This window comes from Amphritea atlantica (assembly GCF_900111095.1).
In the GTDB taxonomy this organism is placed as follows: Bacteria; Pseudomonadota; Gammaproteobacteria; order Pseudomonadales; family Balneatricaceae; genus Amphritea; species Amphritea atlantica.
In genome coordinates this window covers 312,565-336,528 of the sequence record NZ_FOGB01000002.1, presented here as the reverse complement: position 1 = coordinate 336,528, position 23,964 = coordinate 312,565, and the positions used below count along the sequence as shown (strand labels likewise).

Genomic DNA, 23,964 nt, shown 5'->3' with positions numbered 1-23,964 from the left:
GGCAGCATTTCCGTAGAGGAGTAACCTGATTATAGTCACTATTCATTTGCTAAACTGATGTTTCTTGAAAGGGATTATCTGCGCTTCCCGCAGTTGCTCTTTGCCTGCCGATGGTATCAGGCTACCCATACGTTTTGCTTTCATTGCCCGACTGAAATAATACCCCTGAAACAACTGACAGCCCCAATGCTCGAGGAAATCCAGCTCCTCCTGCTTTTCAACCCCTTCAGCCACCACATCGATGCCCAGGGTGCGGGCCATCGCTATAATCGTTGACACTATCGCAGCATCATTGCTGTCGGTGGTGATGTCCTGGACAAAGGACTGATCAATTTTCAGGGTGTTCAGGGGCAGTTGCTTCAGATACTGTAATGAAGAATACCCGGTACCAAAATCATCCAGCGCAAAACGGATCCCCAGCTTGGCAAGCCGTTGCATTTTTACGCGCACGGCTTCAATATTGTTTAACAGCACCCCCTCGGTCAGCTCAAACACCAGATATTCAGCCCTGACACCACTGTTAAGAATAATTTCCTGAACTTTCTCAACAAAATCATTCTGTTCAAACTCACGTGGACTGATATTGACCGATACCACCAGTTTCTTACCCTGCTTTTCCCAGGTGGCCATCTGCTGACAGACCTCAGTCAGGACCCATTGGCCTAAGCAACAGATCAGATCGGTCATTTCGGCGATAGGAATAAATGAAGCGGGATTAACCAGCCCCTTTTCGCCATCAGACCAGCGCACTAATGCTTCTGCCCCGACAATCTTGCCATTCCCCCGGACCAGAGGCTGATAACAGATATACAGCAGGTCATTTTCGATCGCTTGCCGCAGACTTTCCTCTATCTGCTGCCGGTGATCGGCGTTGTGCTGCATCTGTTCGAGGAAAAACTGAACCCGGTTGCGCCCCTCTTCCTTGGCCCGGTACATCGCCAGATCTGCCTGCATAATCAGGTTTTCAAACTCATCATTCTGGCCATCGAACAGAGCGATACCGATACTCGGTGTCACATGCAGTGCGCGACCATCAATCTGATGCACCGAAGAGATAGCCTGACGCACTTTTTCAGCCACACTCAGCGCGTTGTGGCTGGCGGTAGACTCACTGGTTCCCAGTTCTGGCAGTAAAACAACAAACTCATCGCCGCCTAGCCGGGCAGGGGTATCAGCCTCTCTGACCGCTTTACGTATACGGGATGAAACACTGTTGAGCACTGCGTCGCCCACACTATGTCCCAGCGAGTCATTGATGGTTTTAAAGTGATCCAGATCCATGTATAGCAGCGCGCCGATCTGCTCGGAACGCTTCGCCCGTAGCACTTCCTGCTCCATGCTCTGCATCAGCAACCGCCGGTTTGCCAGCCCCGTGAGCGGGTCAAAGTAGACATGCTGTTCAATCGCAGCCTGATGAGATTTCAGCTCTTTGGCATTGCGGTTAATCTGCCCCAGCATACGGTTAAAGCCACTGATCAGGGCATGAAGCTCCCCTGGCTTATCATCTTCGGGGATCTTCAGGGCGAAGTTCTGATGCACGGTCACCTGCTCCATTGCATCAATTATTTTATCCACAGGTTCAGAAATCCCCCGCTGGATTCGCTTCGACAACAGATACACGCCGAGCAGAGAGAAGCAGTACAGAGCCGTACCAAACAACAGATAGATCAGTAACTGCCGCTTAACAGCATCCAGGCTATATTGCAGATATAGCTGCCCCACCAGTTTGTCTTTCACTCTCAACGGAACGCTGTAATCAAGCAGTTCGAAGCCGATTTTATAGGACGCCTCGAGCTGAGCCCGAAGTTCATGCGAGGGGGTAGGCAGAGACTGGGCCAGTCCCGGCTTGGTCAGTTTAACCAGCTCTGAACCATCATTGCGATACACATAGATACCCAGCAGATTGGGTTCTGAGAAATAACTTTCCAATAGCAGGGTCGCCAGCATCGGCGATTCGGTCAGCACCACCTGGGCAAGCTGAGGGGAGGTCAGCCCGGAAAAAACGTGGGCTCTGTCGATCAACTGGGCGCGATGGTTATAAAACTCAACGCTCATTACCACCAGCCCGGTAATCAGCAACACCACCGCGACTGAAGTGACAAATAAACGGTGCAGCCTGCCGGTAACGGACAATATCGGACGTGGGGTCATCATAATAACCCAGCAAACCGGCAGCTTCGATAGCGATCAAAGCATAATAAAGAGGCACCAGTTACCATAATAAGTCCTTTTACGGTATCGTAAGTCATGCGACAACTGACTGGCTTGCAGTCCTGCGAAGTTAAAGTTGGAATTTATTGTGCAACAACATAGCGCCAACGTCGCCATGAGGCAACAACAAAAGCACTTTCACTACCCAAAATGATAGCCAAACCGGGCATCTTTGACCCTTTTCAGCGGTTCGTTACTAATTAATTAGTCCCGATCATGACCTCAACCATTTTCGTTGTGTCTATTTACCGCTATAATCCCGGCCGAATTATTATTTCTAAACGCTGTAACAGGCCCATTGAGGGCACCCGACAGCTACCTTTTTTAAAATTAGCGATGATGAGGTCGTGACTGTGAGTAAATTTGCTGCCAAAGCTATTTCTGCCCTGTTTGCTGTAGCACTGGGTTTTCTGGCCACCTCGGCTATAGCCAACACTGATAACGATGCGATAGCAGAACGTATTGCCAAAGTGGGTTCTGTCTGTGTAGAAGGTGATGACTGTGGTGGTGCCGCTGCACCTGCAGCTGCCGCCGGTGCCCGCTCCGGATCTGAAGTGTACACTGCCAGCTGTTCTGCATGCCACGCGTCTGGCGTACTGAATGCGCCTAAGTTTGGTACCAGCGACTGGGCTGACCGTGGTGCTAAAGGCATGGAAACACTGCTGCACAGTGCTCTGAATGGTTTCAACGCTATGCCCCCACGCGGCACCTGCGGCACCTGTTCTGACGAAGAGATCAAAGCGGCTGTTCAGTATATGGTAGACAGTGCCAAATAAACTGAACACCCCATGTTTAATCTGAAAAAGGCCGCTGATGCGGCCTTTTTTATTACTTAAAGATCATCCAATAATCCCCGCAACCCACTCAGGGTCGCATTGCCCCGCGCTTTATTGGTGACTTCGCACACCTCGCCCCGGCCTTCATAAACCAGATCATCCTCGGGCAGCTCATCAAGAAAACGACTGGGCTGACAATCGATCAGTTCACCAAACTGTTTTCGCTTTCGCGCCAGCGTCATTGTCAGCGTCTGCTTTGCCCGGGTGATACCCACATACGCCAGTCGCCGTTCCTCTTCGATATCGCCATTTTCGATGCTGTTGCGGTGAGGGAGAATCTCTTCCTCCATCCCCATCAGATAAACATGGTTAAACTCCAGCCCCTTGGAGGCGTGCAGCGTCATCAGCTGCACCCGGTCAGAATCATCTTCCTCTTCCTGACGCTCCATAATATCCATCAGCACCAGTCGGGCGATCGCCTCCCGAATACCCGCCTCAGGATCATCCTCCTGCAAACGCTCCAGGGTATTGCGGAGCGAATCAACCAGAATCCAGACGTTTTGCATGCGCCGTTCAGCAACCGCTTCACTGGAACTGTTCTGAGCGATCCAGCCCGCAAAATCGATATCCTCTATCATCTTGCGAATCGCATCGATAGGATCCCCCCGTTCACACTGCTGATAGATCCCTTCGAGCCAGTTCTTAAAGCGCTGCAACCGCTCCACCTGGGCGGGTTTTAATACCTGCTCCAGACCCAGCTCACTGCAGGCATTGAACAGACTGCAGTGTCGTTCAGAGGCGTATTCACCCAAGCCCTGCAATGTGGTATGACCGATCTCCCGGCGGGGTAGATTGATAATTCTCAGAAATGCGTTATCGTCATCCGGGTTCACCAACACCTTCATGTAAGACATGATATCCTTAATCTCTGCGCGGGCGAAGAATGAGGTGCCACCACTGAGTTTATAGGGTACCTGATAGCTCTGTAGTTTCAGCTCCAGCAAACGGGCCTGATGATTACCGCGATAGAGAATCGCGAAATCCTTGAACTGATAGCGCTTACGCAGATGCAGATCCAGAATCTCTGTGGCGATCCGTTCACATTCAGCATCTTCATTGCGGGTAAAGACCACCCGGATCGGATCGCCAAACCCCATATCACTCCACAGGGTTTTGTCGAACACGTGGGGGTTATTCGAGATCACCGTGTTTGCTGCTTTAAGAATACGTCCGGTGGAACGGTAATTCTGCTCAAGCTTGACCACTTTCAGTGAAGGAAAATCGTGCTGTAACTGCACCAGGTTTTCTGGCCGGGCGCCACGCCACGAGTAGATAGACTGATCATCATCACCCACCACCGTCAGCATCCCCCGTGTACCCACCAGCATCTTAACCAGCAGATACTGGGTAATGTTGGTATCCTGATACTCATCCACTAACAGATAACGAATCTTCTGCTGCCAGCGCTCCAGAATCGCTCCGTGATTCATGAACAACTGCACCGGTAGCAGAATCAGATCATCAAAGTCCACCGCATTATAGGCTTTCAGGCTCTTCTGATAGGCCTCATACGCCCTCGCCGCCAGCACATCTGCAGGGCCTTCAGCTTTAGCCAGAGCCTGCTCCGGCCCCAGCATATCGTTCTTCCAGTTTGAGATAGTGCTCTGAATAAAGTCCAGTTGATCGGTTTCTTCGTTGTGATGTAACAGCAGGCTTTTCAGTAATGCCTTGCTGTCCTGATCATCAAACAGTGAGAAGCCGGCCTTAAATCCCAGGGTTTTATGCTCTTTGCGTATAATATTCAGCCCCAGGTTGTGAAAGGTTGAAACGGTCAGTCCCCGGGTGGCATTTCCTTTAACCAGAGCATTAACCCGCTCTTTCATCTCCCGCGAGGCCTTATTGGTGAAGGTCACGGCAGCGATGTTATGCGCTTTGATACCGCAGCTTTCGATCAGGTAAGCAATTTTACGGGTGATAACACTGGTCTTACCCGAGCCGGCCCCGGCAAGCACCAGCATTGGCCCACTGATATAATCCACCGCTTCTCGCTGTTTGGGATTAAGTCTCGACATTATAAATAGTTACTCTGACTGCTAAAGTTTTGTTCATATACGGCCGATAGAGTAATGTTAACTTGCCGCAAAAACCCACAAAATCCGCTGTAATTCATTGTTTTAAAACACAAAGTACTCAAACAACTGTTTAATTAGAGAAATTGACGTGCTACTCTTAATGCGCTTACAGGGGGACAATTATCGCATGGAATGAATTGTCTTATCAGTAGTAAACAGCGGGAATAAACATGGTCGTTTACTCTCTAGTAGTAGATTCGATATGTTATCTGTAGCCAGCCGTAATCCAGCGCGTACGGAGTGTCTGATTGTTGATAGTTGCGGCGTTGATACCTCAGCGATCGTGAACCGTCTGCAACAGCAGCAATGCCAGGTACAGCAATGCAGCTTTGATCAGGCCACCGAACGGCTGGAACAGACAGATACCCATCTGATTTTCCTGCACACCTGTTTTACCGATACCAACGCGCTCTCTGAGCTGCACTACCTGCGTCAGCAGTACCCCCATATTCCAGTCATCCTGTTTGATCAGAACCTGACTCCTGAACGTATCGATGAATCGATGCTCTGGCGGGCCAGCGACTATATCTCCACCAATACCCTGACCGATGAAGTATTACAGCGATTGCTGCGCTATAACCTTAAAATCTGCCAGTACTATTCAGAGATTGAGCGCCTGACACAACTGGACCCGCTGACCGGCATGATGAACCGGCAGCAATTTTATCAGGAGTTTTCGGAACGGCTGAGAGCCCTGCGAAAAGGCGGATCGGGAAAACATTTTGCGCTGATCAATGTTGACCTGGATGGCTTCCGACGCTTTAACACAATCAATGGCTATTCCGCCGGTGACGTTGTCGTTAAAGAGATGAGTCAGCGCCTTTCGGAACTGGCGCCGGGGCTGATCTCGCGCCAGGGAAATGACGAGTTTATCCTGCTGCTGGAGACGCCTGACGATGTCAGCCTGGCCCAGCATGTCACACAGCTGTGCATCCAGCTGTTGCACCGTCTGACTGAGCCATACAACTATCATGAGCTGGAAATTATTTTGCCCTGCAGCATCGGCGTTGCACTGGCCCCGGAACACAGTTGCGAAGCGGATACACTGATCCATCAGGCTACGCAGGCGAGGATCAAGGCTAAAGAAACGAGCAGTTGCAGCTATATTATTTTCGACCCGCAAAGCAGTTTCGAACAGGACCCCCATCACAATATAGAACCCGAGCTGATCAACGCTATCCGACGAAACGAGTTCGAACTGTTCTATCAGCCCCGGGTTGATATTCTGTCCGGTAAGATCATCGGTGCTGAAGGCCTGATCCGCTGGCAACACCCGCAACGGGGACTGATCTTTCCGGATATGTTTATCCCTACCGCCGAACGTACCGGGCTGATCGTGCCGATCGGTTACTGGGTGATCCAGCAGGCAGGGGAGGATATGCAACGACTCCTGGCGAGCGGACTGACGATAAAAAGCCTGAGTATCAACCTGTCTTTCAGGCAGTTTCAGGACAGTTATCTCTGCCGGACGATTCAGCGACTGATTGAAAAATACGCTATCGATACCTCGGTACTGGAATTTGAGCTTACCGAATCGGCCCTGTTTAATAACGAGTTGCATGTTCGCGAAGGTATTGAGGAGTTACATAAGCTGGGTATCAACTTTTCACTGGATGACTTTGGTACCGGCTATTCCTCCTTTTCTCTGTTACAAAAACTGCCTATCGGCAGCCTGAAAATTGACCGTTCGTTTGTTTCGGGTGTCAATAACAACCCGGATGACCGGGAGATTGTCAAAGCCCTTATCCGTCTGGCCTACAGTCTCAATAAAGAGATCATTGCTGAGGGGGTTGAGACCCTCCAGCAACTGAACTTCCTTGCCAGCTTTGGTTGCCATCAGGCACAGGGATACCTTTACAGCAAACCGGTACCGTTCGCTGAATTTAAAGATCTGCTGCAAAACGGTTATCAACTCACAGCGGAGAACGCCGCAAACCAATAGCTTCCAGAAGCGCTGCGTTACTGATCTGCGCCTCCCCCTGCAGATCCGCAATGGTTCTTGATACCTTCAATACCCGATGCGTTGCCCGGGCTGACAACCCCATCTTATCCATTGCCTGCATCAGCAAACGTTGCTGCTCTGTGCCCAGTTGGCAATACTGCTCCAGCTCCTTAACGCTGAGCTGATCATTAATACACCCCTGTCGCTGCTGCTGAACAGCCCGGGCACTAACGACCCGCGCTCTGATAGCGCTGCTGCACTCACTGGTTTCAGCCGGCCCCATCAGTTGCTCGGGAGTCAGTCCCGGCACCCAACTCTGCAGGTCGATCCGGTCTAATAACGGTCCCGATATTTTTGCCTGATAGCGCTGCACCTGATCCGGGCTACAGCGACACCGGCCACTCTGATCTCCCCGATAACCACAGGGACAGGGATTCATCGCGGCAACCAGCTGAAACCGGGCAGGAAAGCGGGTTTGCAGGGCGGCACGGGAGATGTTGATCTCCCCCGACTCCAGCGGCTCGCGCATCACCTCCAACACCTGACGGCTGTATTCAGGCAGCTCATCCAGAAACAACACCCCCTGATGGGCCAGGGAGATCTCTCCTGGCCGGGGATTACTACCACCGCCCACCAGCGCCACAGCGGACGCGGTGTGATGCGGGGTGCGAAATGGGCGGACCCCAGCAAACAGGCTTTTCTCCTGTATCCCGGCAATCGAGTAGATCGCCGCAATCTCCAGGCGTTCGTCCTGCTCCAAAGGGGGCAGAATACCGGGTAAGCGGCTGGCCAGCATGCTTTTACCACTGCCCGGCGGCCCGCACAACAACAGGTTATGCCCACCTCCGGCGGCAATTTCCAATGCTCTTTTTGCCTGATACTGGCCGCGCACATCAGACATATCCGCCCCCTGAACCGCTTCAGCCTGCCACCCTGAAGCCAGCGCCGGTGTGATCAGAGAGGCCGCTGCCAGATGGTTGCTGACCTCCAGCAGAGACCCTGCACTAAAAAGATGCAAGCCACTCACCAACCCGGCTTCCTCAACATTTTCCGATGCCAGCCACAAACTCCGGCCAGCATTGCGACAACTCATCGCCACCGGCAAGACGCCCGAAACCGGCCGCAGCTCACCCGATAGCGCCAGCTCCGCCAGAAACTCAAAACCATCTGCACTGTTTTGCGGCAACTGTCCGCTGGCAATCAGAATGCCTATGGCTATCGCCAGGTCGTAACGCCCACCCTCTTTCGGCAGGTCTGCGGGTGCCAGATTGACAGTGATACGCCGGGCCGGGAACTCAAAGCCGCAGTTAAGCAGCGAGCTGCGAACCCGCTCGCGACTCTCCTTTACCCCGGTTTCGGGCATCCCCACAATGGAAAAGCTGGGCAGACCGCCCGACAGATGAACTTCCACCGCTACCGGTGGTGATTGAATACCGAGCTGCGCCCGGGTGTGAACTATTGCCAATGCCATACGAATCCATCCCTGGATATTGGTTTAACAGGCTTGTTATTGCCAAGCCCTGCTTCAGTGTTCCAGATCTAACCGTTCGACCAACTGCTCCAGGGTCAGATCACGTCCAACATATTTACCACTCATGCGCACACAACCCTGCTGTGTTAACCGGGTCATCTGTCCGGTGGTGCGAACCCCCTCCGCCATCACCTCCAGATCATTCTGCCGCGCCATAGAGATCAGTGTCTCGACATCACGGATATAGCGATCATCACGCATCTGCTGCTCCACCAGTCCTGCGTTGAGCAGCAACATATCGGGAAACAGCTGCGGCGATAAACGTCCGAGTGAGTGCTGCTGTGGATCCAGCAGTATCAGTACCCCGTGGGCTTTCAGCTCCTCGATCTCATCGGGAAACAGTTGCAGCTGGACAAAATTTAAAATGATCATCAGCCGCTGGGGCGGTATGCCCACCTTAACCATCTGCCGGATCAGATGCTCGATCACTGCTACAGAAAAAAGCTCCTCATCCTGCAACCTGATACAGAGATTATGAAACTGTTCAAAGCCGCTCCAGAGTTTGATCATTGGCAGCAACTGACGCTCCAGTTGCTGATGATAATCCTGCAGTAAACCATAACGGGATAGCTGAGGGATAAACTGCTCCGGCGACAAGATTCCCTGTTGTGGGTGGTTCAGTGCCAGCGACACCTCAGCCGCGGCGAGATGATGTTCCTGCAAAGAGTAAACCGGATTAAAGCGTAGCTGCAACCAGCCCTCTGACACCGCCTGACTCAGAGTATCCCGACTCAGCACAGTGCCACTCCCCAGTGACTTATCATACAGCCGAAAGCCCTGCTGCTTCTCCAGGGTACGCAGCACCAGCCGGGCCCGGTCCAGCATCAGTTCAGCACTGATACCGCCATTCTCGACCAGCACTCCGCCCATCGTGTGATGAACCACAAAAGGTTGCCCATCAATATCAACGGGTTCCTGCAGCAGCGCGCCAATCCGATCGGCAAACTGCTCCAGAGTCATCTCATCAGGACAATCTTCAAGCACGAAAACAAAGTTATGTTCCTGATCCATTGCCAACAGATCGGTTTCCCGCACCTGGGCGCTGAGCCGGGCAGCCAGTGCGGCGATAAGCGCCCCGCTCCCCTCCCCGGTGCTGTTCAGCTGTAATAATAGCAACCCTCGCCCCCGGTGACCGAGACTGTCTCTCAGCAACTGCTGATTCAGCTGATCGAGCAGCATAAACTCATCCGGCAATCCGGTCAGGGCATCGTAGCTGGCATGACTATAGCGGTTCTGATCGCCATAGGAGCTGCTGATATCGGAAAACTGAGCCACAAAGCCATCGATCTCACCACTGTCATCCCGGCGCGCCATCAGCGAATACCAGGCCGGATAGCTATGGCCATCTTTGTGCTGGTTCCACAACTCCCCCTCCCAGAACCCTCTGAGCATCAGTTGCTGCCACAGATGATCGAACAGTTCGGCAGAGATCTCCCGGTTGGTGACGATTCCCGGCCCCTGCCCTACAACATCTTCAAAAGAGAAACCGGTCACCTCTGAAAAACTGGGGTTTACCCGGTAGATGCGGTTATCCCCATCCAGTAACATAACCGCCTGCGGGGTGTAGTCGAACAACCCCTGTTGCGGGTCCTGGAACAGCATGCGTCCCGCGGCCTGACCGGTTCGCATCGCATTAACCGTATAGAGCAGGGCAACCGGGTTCCAGAAAATTTCCAGCCGTAGCCAGAGATTGTGATCCTCTACAAACGGTTGCCAGGAGAGTGTTGCGGTCCCCTTCGAACGGGCCAGCATCATCCCATGACGCAACTCAAACAGCGCTTCCTCAGAGTGCACCTGAGACAGTGGCACGCCGCTCACATCCCCCTGCCAGCCAATCATGCCCAGATATTCCTGAGTCGCAAACTGATAACTCAGATCAGGCAGAATGCAGGCATACATAGGCAGATGCATAGGGTTTCCTTGGTCTGTGACTAGGGTTTATTGACGGTCTGACCGACCTTTTTCTCAAGCTGTTCAAGCTCTGACTGTAACTGCTCCAGTTTAGCGCGGCTACGGGCCAAAACAGCACTCTGAGCATCAAACTCCTCCCGGGTGACCAGATCCATCCGCCTGAACGCGCTCAGCAATAGGGCATTAATCTGTTGCCGAATCTCAGATTCTGCCGAACCGGGCCGGGTCTGATCAAATAACTGGCCGATCTGCTCGCTGATCCCTTCCAGTATTTTGTGATTAATCATATCTCATATTTCCAAATAATATCGGTTGTTCAACTCTGTTAAGACTATACCAATAACCGGCCAATATCCCGACCCGGATGTTGCGGCATACCGATGCATACCTATCGGCGCACCAAAAAAGTGCCTGCACAACAATTGTGCACCAGCGACTCATCAAGAAAGCGCGCAAAAACCTCCAAAGTCTATAGCAAAACACCCCTAAATCCTTATAAGCCACTGTTTTTAAATGATAAATAACTTTATGGCATGTGCAATGCTTAGTATGGATCAACCGTTTATCGCTACGCTGATAACCAGCGTAGCTCTTTAAAACAGTTTTACTAGTGGAGATCAGATCCCATGAAACTTATCTCAGCAATTATTAAACCATTCAAACTGGATGATGTGCGCGAAGCACTTTCCGAAATCGGTGTACAGGGTATCACTGTCACCGAGGTGAAAGGCTTTGGTCGTCAAAAGGGCCACACCGAACTCTACCGCGGCGCAGAATATGTTGTCGATTTTCTGCCCAAGGTAAAGGTTGACGCTGCTGTGGAGGACAGCATCGTCGATCAGGTAGTTGAGGCGATCAGCAAAACGGCTCAGACCGGCAAGATCGGCGACGGTAAAATTTTCGTGATGCCTCTTGAAGAGGTTATCCGGATCCGTACCGGCGAAACCGGCAATACCGCACTGTAAAAACTGACTTACAACCTAAAAAACAACTCTAAGCGTTTGCTTCAGGGGGAAGTGATGGAAAATCAAATTTTTGAATTACAATATGCGATGGACACCTTTTATTTTCTGGTGTGCGGTGCATTAGTTATGTGGATGGCGGCGGGTTTCGCCATGCTGGAAGCAGGTCTGGTACGTTCTAAGAACACCACCGAGATCCTGACTAAAAACGTTGCCCTGTTCTCGATTGCCTGCGTCATGTATATGGTGTGCGGTTATCACATTATGTATGACGGCGACCTGTTCCTGAGCACTATCGGTGTGATTGATGTTGATCAGGTGCTGGCGGACTCTGCTGAAGCGGGCTTCGATGGCGACTCGGTTTACTCCGGCGCATCTGACTTCTTCTTCCAGGTCGTATTTGTTGCTACCGCCATGTCTATCGTTTCCGGTGCGGTTGCCGAGCGGATGAAGCTGTGGGCTTTCCTGGCCTTCGCGGTGGTGATGACTGGTGTTATCTACCCAATGGAAGGTGCATGGACCTGGAACGGTGCTGACGTATTCGGCATGTACAACCTGGGCGACCTGGGTTTCTCTGACTTTGCCGGTTCTGGTATCGTGCACATGGCGGGTGCTGCTGCAGCACTGGCAGGTGTTCTGCTGCTGGGTGCCCGTAAAGGCAAATACACTGCTAACGGTGTTAACGCTATCCCGGGTGCTAACCTGCCCCTGGCCACGCTGGGTACCTTTATCCTGTGGATGGGCTGGTTCGGTTTCAACGGTGGTTCCGTGCTGAAGCTGGGCGATATCGCCAACGCACACTCTGTTGCGATGGTATTCCTCAACACTAACACTGCGGCAGCCGGTGGTTCTATCGCGGCGCTGATCACTGCCCGCATGCTGTTTGGCAAAGCCGACCTGACCATGCTGCTGAACGGTGCACTGGCCGGTCTGGTAGCAATCACAGCTGAACCATCTACACCAACTGCACTGCAGGCAACCCTGTTCGGTGCCATCGGTGGTGTACTGGTAGTCTTCGCCATCATCACTCTGGACAAGCTGCGTATCGATGATCCTGTCGGTGCGATCTCTGTTCACGGTGTCTGTGGTCTGCTGGGTCTGCTGCTGGTACCAGTTACCAACGGCGATGTAAGCTTCAGTGGCCAGTTGATCGGTGCAGTAACCATCTTTGCATGGGTCTTCGTCACCAGCCTGGTCGTCTGGGCCATCCTCAAAGCTGTTATCGGTATCCGTGTCAGCGAAGAGGAAGAGTACGAAGGTGTGGATCTTGCTGAATGCGGTATGGAAGCTTACCCTGAGTTCACTTCAGGTAAGTAATTTTACCCGCAGGATATAACATATCCATAAAAGGGGAGCCTTGGCTCCCCTTCTGACGTTTTATTAACTTATTGATTCTGGTTATACTAGGCCTAATATTGATCTACCACCGTCTGAGGCCTGCAGGCATCTCCTGTCAGAAAAACAGATCCAAGCGAGGATAGTAATGATGAAACTGGTAAGTGCGGTCATAAAACCGTTCAAACTGGATGACGTACGTGAAGCTCTGTCAGAAATTGGCATTCAGGGCGTTACCGTTACCGAAGTTAAAGGTTTTGGCCGTCAGAAAGGTCATACCGAGCTTTACCGCGGCGCAGAATACGTTGTAGATTTTCTGCCTAAAGTGAAAATTGAAGCGGCTATCTCTGATGATTTAGTGGATCAGGTAATCGAGGCGATCGCCTCAACAGCAAATACTGGCAAGATTGGCGACGGCAAGATATTTGTCACGCCACTTGAGCAGGCGATCCGCATCCGTACCGGTGAAACAGGCACTGACGCGCTATAAGCCACTGAATAATTTATCGATTAAAGGCACCCGATGGGTGCTTTTTTTTTGCCCAAACGGTTGAAATAGTACTGCTCTATCTGTTTCAGCGTCTAAACTTAGGGGAAACGTTTCTTCAGTAAAAAGGATTCTCCAGAGTATGATCAACCGTACGATGTTTGATGAAGTGATGGTTCCCAACTATGCTCCGAGCCAGATAATCCCGGTTCGGGGAGCGGGTTCACGGGTGTGGGATCAGTCAGGTAAAGAGTATATCGACTTCGCCGGCGGTATTGCCGTGAATGCGTTGGGACACTGTCACCCCGAGTTGGTAAAAACCCTTCAGGAACAGGGACAGACATTATGGCACCTGAGTAATGTCTGGACCAACGAACCGGCACTGAAGCTGGCCAAACAGCTGTGCGATGCAACCTTTGCCCAACGGGTACTGTTCGCCAATTCAGGCGCAGAAGCAAACGAAGCAGCGCTGAAACTCGCCCGTCTCTACGCCAAAAAACATTACAGCAGCGAAAAAACCGAAATCATCGCTTTTAAAAACAGCTTTCACGGGCGCACCCTGTTTACCGTCACGGCCGGAGGACAACCTAAATACACCGAAGGGTTTGAACCGCTACCCGGTGATATTACCCATCTGCCCTTTAATGATCTGGCGGCAGTGGAGTATCAGATCTCCAACAAAACCTGCGCCGTTATTGTCGAACCCATTCAGGGAGAAGGAGGCATTATTGCCGCTGAACCGGTGTTCCTGGAAGGTTTACGAGCCCTCTGCACGCAACATAATGCCCTGCTGATTTTTGATGAGGTCCAGACCGGTATGGGGCGTACCGGAAAACTGTTTGCTTATCAGGGTTATCAGGTAACCCCGGATATTCTTACCACAGCAAAAGCGCTGGGGTGCGGGTTTCCTATCGGCGCCATGCTAACCTCTCACGATATCGCCGCAAGTTTCTCTGTGGGCACCCATGGAAGCACCTATGGAGGCAATCCACTGGCCTGTGCAGTGGCCTCCAGAGCCCTGGAGCTGATCAACGATCCGACGCTGCTTGCCGGGGTTACGCAACGCCAGCAGATGTTTATCAGCGGACTCAAGCAACTCAACCAGAAGATCGGTCTGTTTCGCGATATCCGCGTCGAGGGGTTACTGATCGGCTGTGAACTGAAGGAGGCCTGGCAGGGAAAAGCACGTGACCTGCTGACTCAGGCGCAGGAACAGGGAGTGCTGGTGCTGACCGCCGGTCCCGATGTACTGCGGCTTGCCCCCTCGCTGGTCATCCCCTATCCGGAGATGAAAAAAGGGCTGCAACAACTCGCTCAGGCGATGCTGGCCATCAAGATGGGCTTTTAGGCGAAGATCATGGATGCCCTGCTGAGTTCAATCACCGAACGCCAGACCCCCTTAACCGAAACCCTGGTTAAACTGGCGCAGATTAATTCCGGCACCCTCAACAGGGCCGGCGTGAATCAGGTTGGTGAACTGCTGAGCAAGATGTTTTGTGCACGGCTCAACTGCCATCATCAGCAGCACGCCGTAGCAGCCTCTACTCAGCTTCGCGCCGATGGCTCTGCCGAAGAACACCGACTGGGAGATCTGCATATCCTGAGCAAACGCCCGGACGCTCCGTTACAAGTGTTGCTCACAGGACATCTGGATACAGTATTCCCGGCTGATTCAGAGTTTCAGCGGTGTCAGTGGCTGGATGACCAAACGCTGCAGGGGCCCGGTGTCAGTGATATGAAAGGCGGGCTGCTGGTTATGCTGGAAGCCCTGAGCGCCTTTGAACAGTCGCCCCTGACACAACAGCTGGGCTGGACCGTTATACTGAATCCTGACGAGGAGATCGGCTCCCCCGGTTCCGCCGCTATCCTGGCACAACAGGCGCAACAGCATGACCTGGGCTTGATCTATGAACCGGCACTGCCCAACGGGCAACTGGCGGGTGAGCGCAAAGGCAGCGGCAATTTTACCGCTCTTTTCACCGGCGTAGCGGCTCATGCCGGCCGGGAACACCATCTCGGCCGCAATGCGATCTGTGCCATGGCCGAATTTATTACTGCGGTCGATCAGCTGAATGGCCAGCGTGACGGTGTCACTCTCAATATCGGCGTGGCAGATGGCGGTGAGACCACCAATCAGGTGCCCGATCAGGCCCGTTGTCGCTTCAACATTCGCACCCGCATCAGCGCAGATGAACAATGGTGCCAACAACAGTTGCAGATTATCCAACAACAGATCAACAGCAAGGAGGGGATATCACTGACTCTACACGGCAGTTTTGGTCGCCCGCCAAAACAGCTGGACCAGGCCCACCTGGCACTGTTCCAACTGGTGACAGAGTGCTCCGGGCTACTGGGTGTACCCCTCGCATGGGAGTCAACCGGCGGTTGCTGTGACGGTAACAATCTATCCGCAGCCGGGCTGCCCAATGTTGATACCCTGGGGGTACAGGGCGGCCATATTCACAGCCATAGTGAGTTTATCCGGCTGCCCAGCCTGGTTGAACGGGCGCAGCTCAGTGCAATGATCCTGTTGCGGCTGGCAGAACAACCCGACACCTGGCGCAGAAACAGAATGTAACCGGTGTCAGCGGTTTGACGGCTTGCTCCAGTTTTCAGGTAAACCGAGGAGATTAGGGATGAACGATATCAACATAATTCGCCCAATCAGATCATCCGATCTGGATCGACTCTGTGAACTGGCCCGGGACAGCGGTCCGGGCTTTACCTCCCTTCCCTGTAACCGGGAACTGCTTGAAGCAAAGATCGCCGCTTCTGAAGTCGCCTTTAGTCAGGTCAAAGCAGATCCACTGGGTGCCAGTTACCTGTTTGTTCTGGAAGCGTCACCGGACAACAAAGTGGTTGGCGTCTGTGGCATCGAGTCCGCCGTTGGTCTGCGGGAACCGTTCTACCACTACCGTCTGGGAACGGTTGTGCATGCCTCCAGGGAACTGGGAGTCCACAATAGCTTTCAGACCCTCTATCTCTGCAACGACTATACTGGCTGCACTGAGGTTTGCACGCTCTATCTGACCCCGGAATACCGACAGGGTCATAACGGGGGCTTACTATCCCGCTGCCGCTTTCTGTTTCTGGCGCAATTCAAAGAGCGTTTTCCCGGCAAAATCATTGCAGAGATGCGCGGTGTCAGCGATACCGAGGGACTCTCTCCCTTCTGGAACGGGCTGGGACGGCACTTCTTCAGTATGGAGTTTTCTGAAGCGGACTATCTCACCGGTCTGGGCAATAAGGTGTTTATCGCCGAGCTGATGCCTAAGCACTCGATCTATATTCACCTGCTGCCAGAAACGGCCAGACAGGTGATCGGTGAGGTCCATGAACAAACCGTACCTGCACGGAAACTACTGGAAAGCGAAGGTTTCCGCTATGAGGAATATATCGATATTTTTGATGCCGGCCCCACCCTTGCCTGCGAACTTAAAGATATCCGGGCGGTCAGAAAAAGCCGCTATGTGGAAGTGCATATAGGCCCCTGTCAGCAGCATACACAGCCCTTTCTGATCAGTAATACCTCATTGCAAAACTTCCGTTGCACCGTGGTTGAGATCGCCCCGTCCGAAGGCAGAATAACCCTCACTGCAGAGCTGGCGCACCTGCTGCAGGTGAGCGAGGGTGACAAAGTACGGGTAGTGCCCTTAAAGAGCAGGAGCTAAAGCCATGAAAGCACACGCATCTCTGTTTATAAACGGTCACTGGCTGCAGGGTAAAGGCGCAAGCTTTAATTCACTGAACCCGGGATCAGCCGAGCGAATTTGGGAGGGGCATAGCGCCACACCAGAGCAGGTCAATCAGGCCGTTGAAGTGGCCCGTAACGCCACCACACGCTGGAGTGACATGACTCTGGAGCAACGCCAAAGCTATATCATCCGCTTTACCGAGTTGCTGAAAGAGTATGCTGAGCTGCTGGCGGATACCATCGGTCAGGAAACCGGCAAGCCCCTGTGGGAAAGCCGCACCGAGATCACCGCGATGATCGGTAAAGCCGACATCTCTATCCGGGCCCATAAAGAGCGCTGCCCGACCCGAATCGAGCACACCCCTCAGGGAGATCTGGTGCTGCGGCATAAACCCCACGGTGTAGTCGCAATATTCGGCCCCTACAACTTCCCTATGCATCTGCCCAATGGCCATATTGTGCCAGCGCTGCTGGCGGGTAACACCGTGGTCTTCAAACCCAGCGAGTTAACCCCCCGCTGCGCCGAACTGATGTTACATCTGTGGCAAAAAGCAGAGCTACCGGACGGCGTGCTGAACCTGGTTCAGGGCGATAGTGACACCGGTAAAGCACTCGCCTCAAACCCGGGTATCGATGGGCTATTTTTTACCGGTAGTGCGGTGACCGGTCAGTTGCTTCACCGCCAGTTTGGCGGGCAACCCGAAAAAATTCTGGCACTGGAGATGGGCGGTAATAACCCCCTGCTGATCACCCCGGTACAGCACCTCAAGGCCGCCCTGCATGACACCATCATATCGGCCTTTATCAGTGCCGGACAGCGCTGCACCTGTGCCCGTCGGCTGCTATTACCAGCCTCCAGCTGGGGTGACCACTATCTGGACCAGTTGGTTGATCTGTGCAGTAAATTTCGCACCGGCGCTTACAACGAGAAACCACAGCCGTTTATGGGCACCCTGATCAACAAGCAGGCCGCAGACTCTATCCTTGCAGCGCAACAGATGTTGAGTGAGGCGGGCGCCACGGTCCATCTTGAAGCACAGCGACAAAACAGCGCCGGAACCCTGTTATCGCCGGCTATCATCGATATCACCGCTGCAGAGGAACTGCCCGACCAGGAGTATTTCGGGCCGCTGTTGCAGGTTATCCGCTATCGCAACTTTGAATCCGCGATCGCCATCGCTAACCAGACACAATACGGCCTTTCTGCCGGGCTGTTCAGCGATGACCGCGAACAATATGAGCAGTTTCAACGCCAGATCCGCGCGGGTATCGTCAACTGGAACCGTCCGCTGACCGGCGCCAGCAGCGCGATGCCTTTTGGCGGTTGTGGTATCAGTGGCAACCATCGCCCGTCAGCCTATTACGCTGCCGATTATTGCGCCTATCCGGTCGCATCCATCGAAAGCAATTCACCCTGTCTGCCGGAAAAACTCAGCCCCGGGCTGAAACTGTAGCAGAGGAACGGAGGGTCTATGCACTATCAGGAAGTTAACTTCGATGGACTGATCGGCCCAAGTCATAACTATGCCGGCCTGTCTCCCGGCAATATCGCCTCTGATCAGCATCGTGGCAGGGTCGCCTCGCCACGACAGGCAGCGCTGCAGGGACTGGAAAAGATGTGGCGTCTGGTACAACTGGGGCAGGTGCAGGGGGTTTTACCGCCGGCACCCCGCCCCGCTGTTGAGACATTGCAGCGTCTGGGATTCAGCGGCTCCACCCCGGAGATCATCGGACAGGCCTATAAGAAAGCTCCCCACCTGCTAGCCGCGTGTTACTCCGCATCCACCATGTGGGCCGCTAATGCAGCAACCGTGTCGGCCAGCAGAGATTGCCCCGACGGCAGAGTCCATTTCACCCCGGCCAATCTGATCACCACTCTCCACCGGACCATAGAAACCGACTATAGCGCCGCCATGCTAAAGCGGATATTCAATAACCCGGACCATTTCTGCCACCATCCGCCCCTGCCATGCCAGGCGGATTATGCCGATGAGGGAGCGGCTAACCATACACGGCTCTGTCCCTCCCATGACCAGCCGGGACTCAGTCTGCTGGTCTATGGTCGTGGCAATGACCATCAGTTGCCGAAGATCTACCCTGCCCGACAAACCCACGCAGCCTGCGAAGCACTGGTGCGACAACATCAACTATCCTCCGATCATGTTGTCATTGCGCAACAAAACCCAGACGCCATTGATCAGGGAGTCTTTCATCATGACGTTATCGGTGTCGGTCACCGCAATTTTCTGATGTTGCATGCAGAGGCTTTTGTTAACCAGCGGCAGGTATTACAACAACTGCAGCAACAGTGGCAGCAGTCCACCCATTCCCGGGATGAGCCACTGATTATTACCGAAATCAGTCCGCAGCTGCTCAGTGTCAAAGAAGCGGTCTCAAGCTATCTGTTTAACAGCCAGCTGATCAGCTTATCAACACAGGCCCGGCCCGATCAGCTCTCTGAATATTCTATCCGGGCACCCCATAACACTGACGAACAGTCGATGTTGTTACTGGCTCCCAGCAACTGCCTCGCCTCCAGCGAAGCACAGCACGCCATCGATTGGTTAATGGCAGGGGATAACCCGGTATCAGCGGTGGAGTATATCGATCTGACCCAGAGCATGAATAATGGTGGCGGCCCCGCCTGTCTGCGTCTCAGGGTACCGCTGAGTCGGGCCGAGCAAAATGCGGTGCATCCGGGCATCATACTTGATTACACCCTCTACAATCGGCTGAAAAACTGGATCAACAAACACTACCGGGAGCAGTTAAACGCTGAAGACCTGGCCGACCCATGCCTGCCGGTTGAGATTCAGGCAGCCCTGGATGAGCTCACCGAGATATTAGTACTTCCGGGGTTATACCCGTTTCAGGTATAAGAACCTGAATGACTATTGCAAAAGCACCTATAATCCACCCATGACATTTAAAATCAGTAAAAGGGTATACATTGCAATCCTGGCCTATCTTGTCGGGGTGCTGATGTATGTTGGCTGGGATTACAACAGCGAACGGTCACAACTGTACAGACAGATTGATCAGAAACTGATCACCAGCGCCCTGGCAGCGCCGCTGTTTCTACCGGAAAACTTCCATCATCGCGACATGAAGCCCGGCGATATCAGCGCTGAAGCAGACCTGCACAATACCGTTAAGTTATCTGACTACACCCGCCACAGCGATATCATCTATATCTATACCCTGATCCTGAGGGACAAGAAAGTCTATTTTACCAGCGCCAGCGTCACCGATGAGGAGATGAAGGCAGGTGAAGAACTGTATTACTATTTTCTCCCCTATACCGATGCCGATCCCCGGCTGCAGCAACTGAGCCATAGCCAGGAGAAACTATTCCTTGAGATCAAGGATCACTGGGGACACTTTCGCAGCGTGTTTATCCCCCAAACCGCCCCCGATGGCACCCCCTATATCGCCGCTGCGGATATTGAAATCAGCCATATACAGACGCTACTGCAGCAACAGTTTCTGAAAAAAAGCGCCTTTGCGTCCCTGTTTCTTCTGTTACTCTTTCCACTGATGCTGGTCTTCTCTGCAGACCAGCGTCGTTGGGCTAAAAACCTTGAAATCAGCGTTCGTGAGCGCACCCGACAACTACATGCCAGTGAAAAGCGTCTGACCTCCATTATTGAGCACTCACCCGTGGGGATTTTTCACTATGACCAGAATGCCGTTATCACCATGATCAACCACCGCTTTGCCGATATCGTCGGCTCGTCAGATGCAGTGCTGGTTGGCTTCAACATGCTGGAAAAGCTAACCGATGAGAAGCTGCTAGCCGCCCTGCGCGATGCACTACAGGGAGATATCGGACGTTTCGAAGGCCCCTATATCTCGGTTTCAGGTCAGCGGAAGATGTATCTGATTGCCGAGTTTGTGCCCCTGCGGGACGCCCAGGGCCAGATCAATGGCGGGGTGGGTGTATTCAACGATGCCACAGAGCAACAAACCACCACCAACACGCTGAAAAAGCTATCAATGGCGGTGGAACAGAGCCCTAACGTCGTTGTAATCACCGATGTCAGTGGCCAGATAGAGTATGTTAACCCCCGTTTCACCGATATTACCGGATATTATCCGGAAGAGGTGATCGGCAAAAACCCCCGGCTGCTGAACTCAGGAGAAACGGCCGCAGAGATCTACAGCGACCTGTGGAAAACCCTGATGTCCGGACAGGAATGGCGCGGCGTGTTTCACAACAAAAAGAAAAACGGAGAGTACTACTGGGCTGAGGAGGTCATCTCACCGATCACCAACGATCTTGGCGAGATCACCCATTTTATCGCGCTACAGGAAGATATCACCGAGGTTCGCAGAATATCAGATGAGATTAATTTCCAGACTACCCACGACCCGCTCACCGGACTGTTAAACCGTCGCCAGTTCGAAAACGAACTGACCCGCATCGTAGAGCACGCCGATAAACATCACTCCCACCATGTGCTCTGCTTTATCGATATTGACCAGTTCAAGATCATCAATGACAGTTGCGGTCATCTGGCCGGGGATGACCTGTTGCGACAGGTCAGCAACCTGATCCGCGATAAGCTTCGCAGCCGCGACACCCTGGCACGTCCCGGCAGCGATGAGTTTCTGCTGTTGCTGGAAAATGCCAGCCTGGCACAGGGCGAGCGGGTATTACAGATGATAATGAACGATCTGAAACAGTTCCGCTTCCAGTGGGAAGATCACACATTCTCTGTTGAGATCAGTGCCGGTCTAACGGTGATCGATCAGCATACCTCCAGTGCAGTCAGTGCGCTGCAGGATGTCGATACGGCCTGTTCCACAGCCAAGGATGCGGGCCGCAACCGGATCCATATCTACAATGAGAACGATGAGCAGCAGCTGATTCGCAAAGGGTATATACAGTGGGCCAGTGAGATCCACCGCGCGCTGGACAACAATAGTTTCCGGCTCTACGTTCAGCCCGTCGTACCTCTGCAGAAACAGCACAAAACAGCCTATGAAGTGCTGATCCGGTTGCAGTCTGAGTCCGGCGATCTGGTTGCCCCCGGGGCGTTCCTGCCAGCGGCCGAACGCTACAACATTGCGCCTCAGATCGACCGCTGGGTGATTCACAACACTCTGCAGTGGATAGCAAAAAATGTTGAGCAACTGGATCATATCGATAGTCTGGCGATCAACCTGTCGGGCCAGTCATTGGGAGATGACGCCCTGCTGGGATACATTATCCGCAGTATAGAGCAGAGCGCGGTGCCGGCACGGATGATCAAGTTTGAGATCACAGAAACTGCGGCAATCGCCAACCTCAAAGATGCCCAGATATTTATCCGTTCGCTGAAAAGCCTCGGTTGTCGCTTTGCCCTGGATGATTTCGGCAGTGGACTTTCGTCATTTGCTTATCTGAAAAACCTGCCGGTAGATCTGCTCAAGATCGATGGAATGTTCGTGCGGGACATCATCTCCGATCCGATAGACGAAGCGATGGTGCGCTCAATCAATGAGGTCGGCCATATCATGGGGATGGAAACCATCGCTGAGTTCGTAGAAACCGACGAGATTATGGAGCGTCTCAGACAACTTGGCGTCGATTATGCGCAGGGTTACGCAATAAGCCGCCCGGTGCCTATCGATACCATTTTGAGCACTACTCCTGAAACTGCCCTGCTATAAACCCGGCTCAGATGCGGGGAAACACCAGTAAAAGCTCAAGTCCTTCTCCTGGCTGGCTTTGAGCTGAAAGCGTTCCTCCCAGCAGTTGCACCGCCCGCTGAGCAATACTTAAACCCAGCCCATAACCGTTCTGCTGACCGGTAAAGCGAACAAAAGGTTTAAACATTTTATCCAGCTGCTCCGGAGTAAGACCGGGCCCCCGGTCTTTAACCCGGATCAGAACGTTGCCCGCCGTCTGTTCCGCCGAAATAACAATCCCGGTGTCTGCCGGGGTGTGTTTCACCGCATTCCCCAGAATATTACTCAGTGCCCGTTCCAGCAGCGCAGGGTTGCCCCGGATACGGTAATTGACCGGAGCCCATTCAAGCGGGTGATCCGGGGCGCTGAAGCGAAAATCCTCGACCAGAGTATCGATCACCCGGGTCAGCTCAAAGCTCTGATCGGAAACCTCCATCTGCTCCAGTCGGGACAAACTGAGAATTTCATCAATCAGCCGGTTGATCCGCTCGCACTCCTGATTAATCCGCTCGATAAAATGCTGATCGGCCTCAGACATCTTTTGCCCGGCCAGCCCGGCGGCCATCTGTAACCGCGCCAGAGGGGCACGCAATTCATGGGATACATCCTGCAGCAGATGGGTATTGGATTGCAGTGTCTGTTCGACATACTCTGCCATGCGGTTAAATTCGCGACTCAGCTCGCCGATCTCATCTCCCCGCCGACTCAGATCATCATCGGTCCGGGCACTCAGATCACCATTATAGAGATCGCGGGTGTACTGGCGTAAACGGTTCACCGGACGTACTACCATCAAACTGATCAGCAGGGCCGCAATGCCGGCAACGACCATTAACAACACCACCTGAACCGAGAGAAAGAAGCCGAACAGCTTGGCCGCCAGATCTGGACGTATGCGGGTCTCGGCCACCACCTGGTACTCCCGCCCGGTATCTGACAGAACATTGAACACTAATGGGTTACGATATTCTCTGATATTGTCATGACCAAAGATAACCAGACCAGTTTTAACTTCTGTAATCTGCACCCGGGTAGGGAAAAAACGCGGTTCTTTATGATCATCATCGTGATAACGGCGCCACTCTTTCGGGGATGGCAAACGCCCATCGCGTTCATAACGGTCAATCAGCAACTCCGCCTGCCCCAGCACCCGGGCGCTGAATACATCACGGTCACGTCGCTGTTCTGAAAGGTGACCAATCACAAATGCAGTCAGCGCGATCACCAGAAAACTGGTCAGCCAGACGGTGACAAATATTTTCAGAAAAAGCCGTTTATACCAGCGAATCGCCATCAGTTCTGTCGCCCTC

Annotated in this window: 17 protein-coding genes; 11 read left to right on the top strand and 6 right to left on the bottom strand. The window is 53.0% G+C overall.

Translation table 11 applies throughout. The features are described 5' to 3' along the window. Positions 1–42 precede the first annotated feature (42 nt). Entirely contained in the window at positions 43–2,154 is a 2,112-nt protein-coding gene (locus BMY09_RS04840; RefSeq protein WP_091354732.1) for an EAL domain-containing protein, read from the bottom strand. Between the two features lie 410 nt (positions 2,155–2,564). Between BMY09_RS04840 and BMY09_RS04835 the strand changes: the two genes are divergently transcribed. Next, positions 2,565–2,987 (top strand): c-type cytochrome, encoded by a 423-nt coding sequence (locus BMY09_RS04835; protein WP_091354729.1) that lies wholly within the window; start codon positions 2,565–2,567, stop codon positions 2,985–2,987. A 56-nt stretch (positions 2,988–3,043) separates the two neighbouring features. Here the strand turns inward: BMY09_RS04835 and rep are convergent, their stop codons facing one another. Next, positions 3,044–5,059 (bottom strand): DNA helicase Rep, encoded by a 2,016-nt coding sequence (rep, locus tag BMY09_RS04830; protein WP_091354728.1) that lies wholly within the window; start codon positions 5,057–5,059, stop codon positions 3,044–3,046. A 262-nt stretch (positions 5,060–5,321) separates the two neighbouring features. On the opposite strand from rep, the gene BMY09_RS04825 reads away from it, so the two are divergent. Continuing rightward, positions 5,322–7,061 carry a putative bifunctional diguanylate cyclase/phosphodiesterase gene (locus tag BMY09_RS04825; protein ID WP_091354725.1) on the top strand — a complete coding sequence of 580 codons (1,740 nt, stop codon included), beginning with the start codon at positions 5,322–5,324 and terminating at the stop codon, positions 7,059–7,061. Here BMY09_RS04825 and BMY09_RS04820 read toward each other — a convergent pair. The 3 genes from BMY09_RS04820 to BMY09_RS04810 are packed head-to-tail and all read right to left on the bottom strand — an operon-like array spanning position 7,033 to position 10,790. Then, a complete protein-coding gene (locus BMY09_RS04820; RefSeq protein WP_091354724.1) occupies positions 7,033–8,532 on the bottom strand; it encodes a YifB family Mg chelatase-like AAA ATPase in 1,500 nt (499 codons plus the stop codon). The two genes, BMY09_RS04825 and BMY09_RS04820, sit on opposite strands and share 29 nt — an antisense overlap. Positions 8,533–8,586: 54 nt before the next feature. Beyond that, the gene (locus BMY09_RS04815) at positions 8,587–10,503 is read right to left on the bottom strand and encodes an EAL domain-containing protein (protein ID WP_091354722.1); all 1,917 of its coding nucleotides are present in this window, start codon (positions 10,501–10,503) and stop codon (positions 8,587–8,589) included. A gap of 20 nt (positions 10,504–10,523) precedes the next feature. Further along, positions 10,524–10,790 (bottom strand): accessory factor UbiK family protein, encoded by a 267-nt coding sequence (locus BMY09_RS04810; RefSeq protein WP_091354720.1) that lies wholly within the window; start codon positions 10,788–10,790, stop codon positions 10,524–10,526. Positions 10,791–11,129: 339 nt separating this feature from the next. On the opposite strand from BMY09_RS04810, the gene glnK (BMY09_RS04805) reads away from it, so the two are divergent. From glnK (BMY09_RS04805) to BMY09_RS04765, 9 genes are all read left to right on the top strand, one after another. Next, positions 11,130–11,468, top strand: a complete 339-nt coding sequence (glnK, locus tag BMY09_RS04805) for a P-II family nitrogen regulator (RefSeq protein ID WP_091354718.1) — start codon at positions 11,130–11,132, stop codon at positions 11,466–11,468. Between the two features lie 54 nt (positions 11,469–11,522). Continuing rightward, positions 11,523–12,782, top strand: a complete 1,260-nt coding sequence (locus BMY09_RS04800; RefSeq protein WP_091354715.1) for an ammonium transporter — start codon at positions 11,523–11,525, stop codon at positions 12,780–12,782. A gap of 169 nt (positions 12,783–12,951) precedes the next feature. Beyond that, positions 12,952–13,290 carry a P-II family nitrogen regulator gene (glnK, locus tag BMY09_RS04795; RefSeq protein WP_091354713.1) on the top strand — a complete coding sequence of 113 codons (339 nt, stop codon included), beginning with the start codon at positions 12,952–12,954 and terminating at the stop codon, positions 13,288–13,290. 139 nt (positions 13,291–13,429) lie between these two features. Continuing rightward, a complete protein-coding gene (locus tag BMY09_RS04790; RefSeq protein ID WP_091354710.1) occupies positions 13,430–14,635 on the top strand; it encodes an aspartate aminotransferase family protein in 1,206 nt (401 codons plus the stop codon). 9 nt (positions 14,636–14,644) lie between these two features. After that, positions 14,645–15,865, top strand: coding sequence for a hydrolase (locus BMY09_RS04785; RefSeq protein WP_091354708.1), 1,221 nt, complete (start codon positions 14,645–14,647; stop codon positions 15,863–15,865). Between the two features lie 58 nt (positions 15,866–15,923). Beyond that, positions 15,924–16,958: an arginine N-succinyltransferase gene (gene astA / locus BMY09_RS04780; protein ID WP_232846439.1), complete on the top strand. Its 1,035-nt coding sequence runs from the start codon at positions 15,924–15,926 to the stop codon at positions 16,956–16,958. A 4-nt stretch (positions 16,959–16,962) separates the two neighbouring features. Further along, positions 16,963–18,435 (top strand): succinylglutamate-semialdehyde dehydrogenase, encoded by a 1,473-nt coding sequence (gene astD / locus BMY09_RS04775; protein WP_091354705.1) that lies wholly within the window; start codon positions 16,963–16,965, stop codon positions 18,433–18,435. Between the two features lie 18 nt (positions 18,436–18,453). Then, entirely contained in the window at positions 18,454–19,860 is a 1,407-nt protein-coding gene (locus BMY09_RS04770; protein WP_091354703.1) for an N-succinylarginine dihydrolase, read from the top strand. A gap of 40 nt (positions 19,861–19,900) precedes the next feature. Then, positions 19,901–22,636 (top strand): bifunctional diguanylate cyclase/phosphodiesterase, encoded by a 2,736-nt coding sequence (locus BMY09_RS04765; protein WP_245756501.1) that lies wholly within the window; start codon positions 19,901–19,903, stop codon positions 22,634–22,636. A gap of 7 nt (positions 22,637–22,643) precedes the next feature. Here BMY09_RS04765 and BMY09_RS04760 read toward each other — a convergent pair whose 3' ends face one another. Beyond that, positions 22,644–23,948 (bottom strand): sensor histidine kinase, encoded by a 1,305-nt coding sequence (locus BMY09_RS04760; RefSeq protein ID WP_091354700.1) that lies wholly within the window; start codon positions 23,946–23,948, stop codon positions 22,644–22,646. Between the last annotated feature and the right edge of the window lie 16 nt (positions 23,949–23,964).